The organism is Pseudomarimonas salicorniae (genome assembly GCF_023156535.1).
Classification (GTDB): Bacteria; Pseudomonadota; Gammaproteobacteria; order Xanthomonadales; family Xanthomonadaceae; genus Pseudomarimonas; species Pseudomarimonas salicorniae.
In genome coordinates, this window is record NZ_JALNMH010000010.1 from 17959 (window position 1) to 29666 (window position 11708).

At 61.9% G+C, this 11708-nt stretch carries 9 protein-coding genes; 3 read left to right on the forward strand and 6 right to left on the reverse strand.

The window, feature by feature from the left end; translation table 11 throughout:
• Positions 1-29 precede the first annotated feature (29 nt).
• The 3 genes from M0G41_RS12345 to M0G41_RS12355 all read left to right on the forward strand — a co-directional run bounded on the left by M0G41_RS12345 (position 30) and on the right by M0G41_RS12355 (position 5164).
• Entirely contained in the window at positions 30-422 is a 393-nt protein-coding gene (locus M0G41_RS12345) for a DUF4214 domain-containing protein (RefSeq protein WP_248209708.1), read from the forward strand.
• Positions 419-4186 carry a glycosyltransferase family 4 protein gene (locus M0G41_RS12350; protein ID WP_248209717.1) on the forward strand — a complete coding sequence of 1256 codons (3768 nt, stop codon included), beginning with the start codon at positions 419-421 and terminating at the stop codon, positions 4184-4186. Before M0G41_RS12345 ends, M0G41_RS12350 begins: the two co-directional genes overlap by 4 nt.
• Before the next feature lie 186 nt (positions 4187-4372).
• Complete coding sequence (locus M0G41_RS12355) at positions 4373-5164, forward strand: FkbM family methyltransferase (RefSeq protein ID WP_248209718.1); 792 nt, start codon at positions 4373-4375, stop codon at positions 5162-5164.
• A 36-nt stretch (positions 5165-5200) separates the two neighbouring features.
• Here the strand turns inward: M0G41_RS12355 and M0G41_RS12360 are convergent, their stop codons facing one another.
• Genes M0G41_RS12360 through M0G41_RS12385 form a run of 6 tightly spaced genes read right to left on the reverse strand, consistent with a single transcriptional unit; the run spans position 5201 to position 11628 of the window.
• On the reverse strand, positions 5201-6028 hold the full coding sequence (locus M0G41_RS12360) for a hypothetical protein (protein ID WP_248209721.1): 828 nt from the start codon (positions 6026-6028) through the stop codon (positions 5201-5203).
• Positions 6025-7398: an ABC transporter ATP-binding protein gene (locus M0G41_RS12365; protein WP_248209723.1), complete on the reverse strand. Its 1374-nt coding sequence runs from the start codon at positions 7396-7398 to the stop codon at positions 6025-6027. Before M0G41_RS12365 ends, M0G41_RS12360 begins: the two co-directional genes overlap by 4 nt.
• 49 nt (positions 7399-7447) lie before the next feature.
• Complete coding sequence (locus M0G41_RS12370) at positions 7448-8833, reverse strand: hypothetical protein (protein ID WP_248209725.1); 1386 nt, start codon at positions 8831-8833, stop codon at positions 7448-7450.
• A 22-nt stretch (positions 8834-8855) separates the two neighbouring features.
• On the reverse strand, positions 8856-10055 hold the full coding sequence (locus M0G41_RS12375; RefSeq protein WP_248209729.1) for a hypothetical protein: 1200 nt from the start codon (positions 10053-10055) through the stop codon (positions 8856-8858).
• 5 nt (positions 10056-10060) lie between these two features.
• Positions 10061-10978: a glycosyltransferase family 2 protein gene (locus M0G41_RS12380; RefSeq protein ID WP_248209730.1), complete on the reverse strand. Its 918-nt coding sequence runs from the start codon at positions 10976-10978 to the stop codon at positions 10061-10063.
• A 50-nt stretch (positions 10979-11028) separates the two neighbouring features.
• Positions 11029-11628 (reverse strand): hypothetical protein, encoded by a 600-nt coding sequence (locus M0G41_RS12385; protein WP_248209733.1) that lies wholly within the window; start codon positions 11626-11628, stop codon positions 11029-11031.
• Between the last annotated feature and the right edge of the window lie 80 nt (positions 11629-11708).

Consider the following 11708-nt stretch of genomic DNA (forward strand, 5'->3'; position numbering starts at 1 on the left):
GTCCAGGTCACCGCAGGAGTATGTGATCAATGGCTGATGATCTGTCCGGTGAAGGAATCCGGATCGCCGCCGAGCTACCGAGCTTGCTCAGCCCGGAAGAGCGCGACTACCTTGATACCCTGGCCGACCGGACCTTCGTCGACTTCGCCTACCGCGCCCTGCTGGGCCGGACCCCCGATCTTCCCGGGCTCCTTCACCATCTGGAGGTTCTGGAGAGGGGAGGGAGCAGGTGGCGGCTTCTCGGAGATCTCTCGTGCTGCGAAGAAGGCCGCCGGTTCTTTCGGCAGGAGGCCAGCTCCGCTGCGCCGCCCCGCGTTCTGCTGGACGCTGATCGATACCGATCGATGACGCCTCGCGCCAGGCGAATACTGCGCGATCTTTCCAGCGCGATGGAATACCAACTGGAGGCCCAAGGTCGATGAGAATCGTGCTCGACATGCAGGGCGCTCAAACGGAGAGCCGCTACCGCGGTATCGGCCGCTACGTCATGTCATTCGCGAAGGCAGTGGTGCGCAATCGAGGCCGGAACGAGGTCGTCCTCGCGCTTTCCGGGCTCTTTCCCGAAACCATCCAGCCAATCCGCGACGCTTTCGGCGGTCTGCTGCCAAACGAGTGCATCCGAGTCTGGTACGGTCCGCAGCCGGTTTGCGAGACGCAGCCGGGGAACGAGTCCCGAAGGAAGACATCCGAACTTCTCCGCGAGGCTTTCATTGAGAGCCTCGAGCCTGACGTCGTGCACGTCACCAGTCTCTTCGAGGGCTATTGCGACGACGCTGTCACTAGTATCGGTCGAGTCGCTGGCAGGGCCAAGGTCAGCGTCACTCTTTACGATCTGATCCCCTTGCTCAATCCGGATCATTACCTCACTCCAAACCCTGCCTACAAGAAGTACTACGTGCGCAAGGTCGAGCACCTCCGCCGAGCCGACCTCTACCTTGCCATTTCCCGCTTCAGTCGGGATGAGGGCGTCCAAGCGCTTGGCGTCGCGGACAGCAAGGTCGTGAACGTGTCCACCGCAGTCGACGCCGATTTTACGCCTCGTTCCCTCCAGCCTGAGGAGCGCGCAGCACTGCTGAGCCGTTTCGGTGTCCGGGACCGGTTCGTGCTCTATTCAGGGGGGGCGGACGAGCGGAAGAATCTCCCCCGGCTAATCGAGGCGTATGGAGCGCTGCCGTCCTCATTGAGGCGGCGATGCCAGCTGCTGTTCGCGGGCCGGATGCCCGAAGGCAATGTCGCTCAACTCATTGACGTCGCCCGCGGAGCGGGGCTTTCGCCCGATGAACTGCTCTTCACCGGCTACGTGAGCAATGAGGAGCTCGCGCAGCTGTACTCATGCTCCGATCTGTATGCGTTCGCATCCTGGCACGAGGGATTCGGCCTGCCGGTCCTCGAAGCGATGGCATGCGGTGCCGCCGTGATCGGGTCGAACACTTCCAGTTTGCCCGAGGTCATTGGTCTGGAAGAGGCCCTGTTCGATCCCCACGATGTCTCCTCGATTGCGAACACACTTCGGAGGGGGCTGGAGGATGAGGCTTTCCGGACCCGACTGAGGTCCCACGGCGCAGTACAGGCCCGAAAATTTTCCTGGGATGAGACCGCCCGGCGCAGCATCGAAGCTTGGGAGGCCCTCCACCATGGCGCTCAGCTACCTGCAGGGAAGCCAATCTCCGGGTTCGATTTCGCCGAACTCCGGGAAGCCCTGGCCGCTACCCTGAGCACCACCGGACTCGCCGATGTCGGCGCACTCGCGGTGATGCTGGCCAGCAACGAGAGCGCGGGTCTTCGTCGACAGCTACTCGTGGACGTCTCAGAACTATGCCAACGCGATGCGGCCACGGGTGTGCAACGCGTCGTCCGAAGCTATCTCAAACATCTGCTCAGGTCTCCCCCAGCGGGGTTCTCTGTAGAACCCGTCTTCGCTACCAGGGAGGAGGGCTATCGCTACGCGCGCAGGTTCACGGCGCGATTCATGGGATTGGACGAGGTCGCCGGGGAAGACGAGCCCATCTTCTGGCGCAGGGGAGATGTATTCCTCGGTCTCGACATGCAGCACCACGTTCAACTGGCGCACCGGGACTTCATTCTAAAACTTGTCGAGCACGGCGTCTTGGTTCGATTCATCGTGCATGACCTGATTCCGGTCCGGTTCCCTGATCTGTTCAAGGATGGCGACGCCTCGGACTTGCATGCCAGCTGGCTTGAGATGATTGCCCGGACCGACGGTGCCATCTGCGTGTCCAGGGCCACGGCCGATGATTTTCAGGCTTGGATTGGCGAACGCTCCGGGGCAACCAGTCCGCGATTCAGGCTCGACTGGGTGCACAACGGGGCCGATTTCGATACCGCTGCGTGCCCGGTCGGCTTGCTCGACATGCATGGGGCGCTGCTGGAAGGCCTTCGTGCTCGTCCGACCTTCCTGTGCGTGTCGACGATTGAGCCCCGGAAAGGTCAGGAGCAGATCCTCGATGCAGTGGAGATGCTCTGGAGTGAAGGCCGGGACGTCAACCTGGTCCTGGTGGGCAAGGAAGGCTGGAAGGTGGAGCGCCTTGCCACCCGTCTGCGAAACCATGTCGAGCAGGGGCAGCGGTTGTTCTGGCTGGAGGGGATCGAAGATGCCCTGCTGGAGAAGGTCTACCTCGCCAGCTCCTGCCTCGTTGCGGCCAGCATAAGTGAGGGTTTCGGGCTTTCGCTTATCGAAGCCGCCCGCCACGGCATTCCGATACTGGCCAGGGATATTCCGGTCTTTCGTGAAGTGGCGGGAGACAACGCGGCCTACTTCCGGGGAACGGATGCCGGGACTCTCGCTGAAGCGATGCGCGGACGGCTGGAGTCGATGGAAAGGGGCGACATGGTCTCGTCGAAGGGCATCGCGTGGTCGACCTGGGCCCAAAGCACCGAGCGACTGAAGAAGATTCTCGTTGGCGAAGGGTATCGGCCGCGCCAGCTGCTGGTCGATGTATCGGAGCTGGTCCAGCGTGATGCCAGGACCGGAATCCAGCGCGTTGTACGCGCCGTCCTGAAGGAGTGGCTCCGGGCACCGCCGGAGGGCCATATCGTCGAACCCGTCTACGCAACCGCGGGATCGGGATACCGCTATGCCCGGACATTCACTCGACGCTTCCTTGAACTCGATCAGCCGATGGGGGACGACGATCCGATCGATCACGCCCCGGGGGACACTTTCGTTGCCCTGGACCTGCAGCCGATCGTGCAGGTGGCGCGGCGGGACTGCTTCCGCCAGATGCGCCGTGAGGGGGTATCCGTGCGGTTTGTTGTCTATGATCTGCTTTGTGTGCTGATGCCAAAGTTCTTCCCGGAGGGCGCGCAGGAGGGCTTCGAACGTTGGCTGGAGGTGGTGGCGGAGTCGGACGGTGCGGTATGCATCTCGGCAGCCGTTGCGCAGGAGCTTGAGCGCTGGATGGAGCAGCAGGCGGGCAGCCGCGCTTCTGCTTCCGCCTGCCGCGTCGACTGGTTCCATCTGGGGGCCGATGTCGACGCTTCGAATCCGTCCGTCGGCCTGCCTGCAGACGGAACCGAGGTGATCGAGCAGCTTGCCGCGCGCCCCACCTTTCTGATGGTCGGAACGCTGGAGCCGCGCAAGGGACACGCACAGGTCCTCGCTGCTTTCGAGCACCTCTGGCAGTCAGGCGTGGACGTCAATCTGGCGGTCGTCGGCAAGCCGGGCTGGATGACCGAGCGCTTGGCCGACCGACTGGTGCGGCATGTCGAGACCGGCTCCAGGCTGTTCTGGCTCCCCTCCGCGAGCGATGAGTATCTCCAACTGATCTATGGGGCCAGCAGCTGTCTGATCGCGGCCTCTTACGGTGAAGGCTTCGGGCTGCCGTTGATCGAGGCTGCGCAGAACGGACTTCCGATCATCGCGCGCGACCTTCCCGTGTTCCGGGAGGTTGCAGGGGAGGCGGCGTACTACTTTGCGTCGGATCATCCCAAGGGACTCAGTGATTCGATCGCCGACTGGCTCGGGCTCTACGCCCGAAACGCCCACCCCGTGTCGCAAGGCATGAGCTGGTTGACCTGGCGAGATGCGGCATCGCGACTGCGCGACCTTGTGATCCCTCTCGGTGGACGCGGGGATTCCCTGGCACTAGATCCCGGGATGGAGCCCGAGTCCCCATCGTCGCGCGTAGGGGGTAGAGTTCCGCGCGTCGGGGAACGAGTAGCGTGAGGGCTGGGTGGACCGAGACCCTCCGGGAGAGCGGAAGCTGGATGGGTGTCTAACCTGCGGTGCGAGCGCCGGGAATCGCAGCGGTTGGTAGCGAGTTTTCAATGGAAGGACTGGGTCCGGCGGATTCCAGAGATCCGCCGACTATTATTCTTGAGACCCGTGCGCGGGGATAGAAAGGGGGGAGGGATGATCAGGGAGATTCGAATCGCCGGACAGCCACGGTTGGTGGAGTCGGACGACAGATATCTTGAACAGGTAGGGGTGGAGTTCGAGCCCCACATGGTCCAGCTGTTTCGTGCGCTGCTCGGAAATGACGAAGTTGTTTGTGATATCGGCGCCAATCTTGGTCTCACGGCCCTGTTCTTCAGTTCGGTCGCGAAACAAACCTATGCGTTCGAGCCAAGCCCAACCACGTTCAAGTTCCTCTCGCAGAACCTGAGTCGAAACGGCATCGGCAACGTCGAGGCGCTAAACATTGGTCTCGGGGAGTGCGAGGCTGAAACGTCGATCACCTTCGCGACCAACAACAGGTCCGGGGCATACGTGAGCGAGAAGGTGCGGCCCAGTCAGGGGCATACCACCGAATGCATCAAGATACGAACCTTGGACTCCGTATGCGGAGAGCGGAATCTGCGTCCCACGTTTCTCAAGCTGGACGTTGAAGGCTTCGAGCAGAGCGTGCTGCGGGGTGCCCGGAGGGTGCTCTCTGACTGTCAGCCCACCGTCGTCCTCGAGATGAATCACTTCTGCCTGGACGTACTGCAGCGCATTACGATTCCCGACTTCCTCGACTTCCTCCGGTCAGTGTTTCCTGTCCTGCATGCGGTCGATGCCGACAACAGGACGATTGTCGATCTCCACGTGCCAGATGGCGCTTACATGGTCATGCACGAACACGTCGTCCGGAACAGGTTTCCGAACCTTGTAGGGGGGTTCGACAGTTCGATGCGCAATCGTTTGCAATCGCTCTCGGGTTGATCAAGTCGCCGGGCATGGGGCTCGATGTTGACGCGGTCACTCGAGTGTGTTGATGTCCAGCACCAACCCCACTTCCCCAAGATCATAGCGTCGGAGCTCTGACCAGCTGGCATCAAAGGCAACGATCTCCCCACGTGTCAGATCGCGCATTCCCCGCTCGGCGATCTCCGAGAGGCCTACGTAGGTCACTCCGTCCGAGCGGCAGACGCCCCGGGGAAATTTCCCGGTCCGCACCTCATGGCCCCGTGTGCTCCGAAGACTTCCCTCCGCGGAACTGCACAGGAAGAGGGCGTCTTCCTCCATCCAGAGGTCATGAGCCTGCTGCCCCAGAGGCAGCCGGTTCAGCAGGTTGAGGCTCGCCTCCTCGAAGAGCAGGATCTCGCTGGGGCCGAAGTTGTGGGCGACCACTCCGATAGTCTCCCCGATAGGGTGAATGGTATTGAAGTGATTCACATCGCCGGTTCGATCGAGGTTCCGACCCAGCGGATACCACCGAGTCCATTCCCCTGCCTGATGGACGGCCACGAAATTGTCGAATGAGCAGGTGACGTAGAGTCGTTCTCCGATCCTGCGAAGCTGATGCACGTCCCGCATCGGAAAGGGAGCAGTCATAGAGTCGGTCAGCGTCAGTTCCCGTGAGAAGACGAGGATCTCCGCTCTTTCATGCTCGCGGGGAACCTCCGAGGAGACCATGCGGTTTCTAGCCGCCACCAATACGTCGTGGGGGCCTACATCAATGCCGTAGTACAGCCCCTTCCCGGAGTGCACGGTGTCCTGCTCTCCCGAGTGAGGGTCCAACAGCAGAAGCGACCGACTGGTGGTGACAAGGAGCCTCTTGCGCCGCGAGGCCGCCCCACTGGTCATGCTCCAGCCTCTCGACGGTCATTCCAAGACACGGAGGGCGATAGATTCACCAATCCAGACCAGATCGGGTCCTCCAGATTCCGCGCAACCTTGAGTTTCGCGGCATTCTGCCGGCGGGACAGCATCGCCTCGAAACTGGCCTCGCCCAGCCCCCGGTTGGCCAAACCGACCGTGATCGAGTACTCGCCGGGCCCCAGCGGCAGGGCGAATCCGAACCTCGTCACCCTGCGGCTTCCGGCGGACGCCGCGGGCATGGTCCGTCGCATGCAGTGGGTGTTGGTCATGAACACCGGTGACCCGAATCGATCGCGTATCTGGAAGCCGACATGTGGCTCGTCCACCAGGCCGTGAAAGCTGGCCTCGATCTCGAGCTCAATGAACGCTCCGGAGGGTACAACTTCGGCCTCGACACCTTCCCACAGCAAACGGACCGACTCGATGGAAGCGAGATGGCTATGCACGTTGCCTCCGGAATCGTCGTCGGGGGCCTGCGGCCGCGGTTCTGGCGTGTTTACTTCTCCGGTGTCCGGGACAGTCTGCGTCACAGTTTCGGGAGCCTCGGCAACCATCGCCGAGGATGTCGGCTGGGGCGAGGTGGAACGGAGCGCGATGGCCTGGAACTCGTCGATCACTTCCTTCGGAGTTCCGTCCCTAATCAGTCGGCCCTGGCCCAGAAGAATGGCGCGTTCGCACAGCGCATACACGGAGCCGAAATCGTGCGTTACAAACAGGAGGGTAGTGCCTTCGGCACGAAAGCCACGAATCCTTTCAAAGCACTTCTGCTGGAAAAAGACATCACCCACCGAGAGTGCTTCGTCGATGATGAGAATATCCGGACGGACCTGCGTGGCGACGGCGAAAGCAAGGCGGACCTGCATTCCGCTGGAATAGGTTTTCAGTGGCTGCTCAAAATAGGTGCCAATCTGTGCAAACTCCTGAACGCCCTCCACGAGCGCAGGAGTGCCGGTGGGGTCGTGACCAAGCATTTGCAGCGCCATGATCGCGTTCTGCCGGCCTGTGAACTCAGGGTGGAATCCGATTCCGAGCTCCAGAAGTGCTGCGATCCGCCCGGCGACCTCAACGCGTCCCTCGCTGGGGTCGCAAGTACCGGCGATCATCTTGAGCAGCGTGCTTTTTCCCGCTCCGTTGACTCCGATGATGGCCATGGATTGACCCTTCGGAACAGCGATGCTCACTCCGCGAAGAACCCAGGTCTCCTCGACGCCCTTCGACTCACCGAAGCCCAGCCAGTAGAGCAACCTCACCCAGCGATTCTGGAAGCGCCGATACACCTTGCCCAGCCCGCTGCAACGTATCGCCAGGGGGAGCTGCGCGGATTCCGCGTCCTGAACGGCGTCCGCAGGAATCATGCCGCTCGGGTCGTTCGTGGATGTTTGTGGAGTCGAACTCATTGTTGTCCTACCACCCTCTCAGAACCAGTTCGCGGTTGAAACAGTAGGTGGGCGTGTTGGATGGGAAATCGGGTGTCTGGAAGCCCGTCAGCGGGCCCTCTGCGTGGAAGAAGTGCACGTAGGTAAGTGAGTCCGCCGCAAACATTCGGTAATCACCGAATGGCTTAAGTGGCTGACCGTTCAAGAGCAAGCTGGGCGGTGAGAAGAACTCACTGGACAGCTGCTGAGCTGAGGCTTGCCTGTCGAGAACCAATCCGGTGCTGCACCAGTCCGCTTCGCCCGGAGACGAGTTGCCGGCCACCGGCTGCACCCGAGCGAAGGCGGTAACAAGTGCGATGGAGACAGCGGCCAGCAGCACTCTGGGCGTGCCCGCGAGGAACAGGGCTGCGAGGCTGACTACGAACAGCGTCTTTATATAGTGGAACAGGCCGTACTGGATGAAATTGTGTGGCCCGAGATCCGAGAAGGAGAGGTAGATGATCATCCACCCGAGGAGAAACAGCACGCCGAAGAGACCGCCGGACAGGGCGCCGGCAACAAGCACGACAAGCGCCACACTGCCCAGGATCGGGAACTCGGTCAGCAGACCCTTGTTCGTCCACCCGTAGCTGGCATCACCTGTCATCAGGCCGACTGCCTTGAGCGGAACCAGACTGGGCACGAACGAATGCGACTGCCCGTAGCTGTTGCCTAGCGGAAAACCCCAAAACCCCAGGACGATCAGTGATTCCACCACCACAAACCCGATGACCAGGGGGAACAGCAGGGGGCGCAGCGCGGCGTGCCGATACGCTTGAAGGCAAACCAGGATCCCTGTGCATGCCCCAAGGAGCACGAAATCCTGCGGGCGGGTGTGAAGTAGCAGGGCGAACGCAGCGCCAAGAATCACGAGAACCGAACGCGGCGTCCGTCTGGACTCCTGATTGTCGGCCAGTAGCCAGAATGCCAACGCGCCTACGACCAGCGTCAACGAGCTGCTCCAAGGGGCGACGAAGGCGGCCGAGAAGTACTGGACCGGGGCGATGAACAGGCAGAATGCCGCCAGGAACAAAGGGCCGCGAACGCGGCCAAGGCGAATCGCGATCAAGGACAAGGCCAGTGCGACCAGGCCAAGGTTTCCCAGAATCAGGGCCGCTTCAGCGCCGCCCAAATCAACTGCCCGTAGCAGCAGCGCCAGCGGCAGCAGAACGAGCATGAAGCCAGGAGGATAGGTGCCGGTGAATCCTATGTCCCGCTCTCCCCGCATCAAGGCCTGGAGCTGCTTCAGGTACTCGCCCTGGTCATACCAGCCGAACCATCCAAGAGGTGTTGCGGCCTGGCTTCCGGGAAATGCCGAGTGGCTTCGCGCCAGGGCCGCCAGCAGCAGCGCAACAAGGACAATGGTGCAGGCCATCGGCACCCATCGGTAAAGAGTTCTATAGCTCATTCGCTGCCTCGAGCGCGGCGTGGGCCATGAAGGAAAGAGATGGATGAGCAACTGGCAGGTTTCGGACGCGAGACCCCCCCAGCACAACGAGGCCCGGGACCGGAGGCGCGCGCGATGCGACGGGATCGCCGTAATGAAAGCCCGCTCCCGCAGGCGTTTTCTTGCACGCAAGGGGCATCCTTCCCCGAGCAGTCAGCCTGACGACAGTTCTCATGAGGTCTGCGATTGACGTGAGCGCCGACCCCGACTTCCATTGCACTCCGGTTCGGCGGGCCTTCGTGCGCCCGGTCCAACTCTGGGTCAACACGAGCGGAAGCCGCTTGGCCATCCAGGCCAGCAGGGGCGCAGGCGCACCGGCCATCTTCCGAAGGAAGTCCCCGGAAAGGTGGCGTACCCAGTAGTCCACGTCTATGGCGCCGCGTTGCCTGCTTATTTCGCCTACCAACTGATCCGACTTCCTGGCGAAGGGGGCGAACTGGAGAATCTGGTAGGGCACGTGATCCGAAAGCGCTGCCGCCCCCCCGAAAATTCTCTGGTTGCCTGGCGAACCGGCAGCCAGGACCACTCTTTGAGCGGCGATTGATACCTGGTCACCATCCTTCTCCACTTGAGCCATCCAGCCGTCACCCTGCGCTGAGAGAGAAAGCAGCTTCGCGGGAATCCACAGTTCCGTGTCCAGTTCCCGACAGAGGCGTTCCACGCCCGGCCCCACCGAGAGCCCCCCGGTTTCCCAGGCGGACGGGTCCCGCCCACGAATGACGTGCACCTTCGGCTCGGAAGGGAACGTGTACTCACCGAGGACATGGTCGATGGACAGTTCTGCAATGACCGGGTCGTAGAATTGTTCGATGCGGCCGCCTTCGGGGCCATACATCTCCTCGAGCTCCTTCCGGTCCAGCGAGGCCAGAACTCCGCCCCACGCGTTCGAAAGGCCTCCGAAGGCGCTCGTGATCAGGACGGGTTGGGCGCCGTCGTGAAGCGAAACCGGGCCGGGTTCGACGATGAGCTGGCCTCGAACGGTGAGCTTGGGATGAAGTCCCGGCACCCGGGCGTCGGTGCTGGTGGTTGTGATGAGCAGCGACCGACACCTCCGTCGGGCGCACTTCTTGCCAACCAGATAGCCATAGGCGGAGGGGCCGCTACCGATGATCAGTTCGGCGACTTCCTCTGCGCGGCCTGATCCGGCCATGGAGCTCACTTCAGCAGCGCTCTCTCGATTCGTCGGAGTCGGCTGTCGACACCGGAAAACAGGACGAACTGAGCGCCGACGATCAGGAACAACGCGGCTGCGACCGCCAGCGCAATCGCCGTGACGCGGCCTTGCGACAGATACTCCCAGATCACCCTGACCCCGAGTGCTCCCCCTACAAGGACCGAGCACAAGCCGAACATGAATCCGAGGCGCGAGGTCAACGAGAGAGCGGAGTTGAAGATCGCGAACTTCAGGATTCGGTAACCGTCGCGCAAGGTGTTGAGCTTGCTGGGGTTGTCCGCTGGACGATCGAGGAACTCGATCGGTAGCTCCCGGTATCTGAGCCCGGTTTTGCCGCAATGCACCGAGAACTCCGTCTCAAGCTGGAATCCGTCAGCCCTGTTCTGGAACGTTTCCAGAAACCTACGCGAGAAGACCCGCAGCCCACTCAGTGCATCCTGAACCTCGACGCCGCTGATAAAGCGCACGAATCGACTGATCGCCTGGTTCCCGGCGATGTGGCCGGGTCGCTTGTTGCTTCTCTGATAGCCACCAAATTCGAAACGGTTTCCGACGACCATGTCCAGGCGGTCGCGCCGGGCGGCAGCGAGCAGGTTGGAGAAGGCCTGAGCAGGATAAGTGTCGTCGGCATCGATCAGCCCCACGAACTCGTCGTCGATGCAGCGAGCGACGCCCGCTTTGAAGGCGTGGCCCTTGCCCTGCTCGGCGCACCGAACAAGTTCGAGTCGAGTTCCGAACTCGGGCAGCAGACCTTCCACCACCTGGCTGGTCTTATCGCTGGAATTGTTGTCGACCACGAGGCAGCGGTGCACTTCCGGAACGGCGAGAATGTCCCGGACTACCTTCTCGATCGTTTTCTCCTCGTTGTATGCGGGGACCACTACAGAGAATCTACTCATCAATACTCCGGAAATCTTGGCTGAGTGGGGTGGTTTCCCCGTGGGCAAGGCTACTTTTTGGGGGTGTTGGCGGGCGGGGCGATGACGATTGAGCGAATCGCGAGTCCGAGCGGCCTGGTGTCATCGCCCACCCCGACAGAAAGCGGGGTGACCGCGGGAAAGCCGTTGAAGGAGAGTCGATTGGCAGCCCGCGGGTGCTCGTAGAGAAAGCTTGCACACGTCTCGGCAGGCTGGAACGTCCCAGGAAAGGGCTGGGGGCCGATACGGACTTCACCGACAACGCCCGATGCACCAACGAACGCAGACGCGCAGACCGTCACCGTCGAGCCTGGATGGACGGGGCCTACGTCGTAGATGGTAGCGGGTGATCGGCCCGTCCACTGGCCAAACCCTTCCTCGCCGTGAAACCCTTCTGATCGCGTGATCATCCGGTTGCAGGCAGCCGAGACTCCGGCCTCGACAGCCAGGCAGAGGCTGATTTCACCAGGGGATGGGGGCAGGAGTGCGCCGTCAAACAGCTCCCCGGACTGAACTGAAGCTCTGAGGTTGGCGCCTATAAGCCATGCAAGCCCGAGGAACACCAGGGCGAGCTCAATACGCGCGCTGAAATCCTTCCGGAGTTTGGATTTGTATGAGTGGTGCTTGCTCATCAGACGCTTGCCAACGCGCGTGCCTCGCGCACATGCGGGTCGCCCCGCGGATCGAATTCCGAGTCCAGATTCAGGCCCTT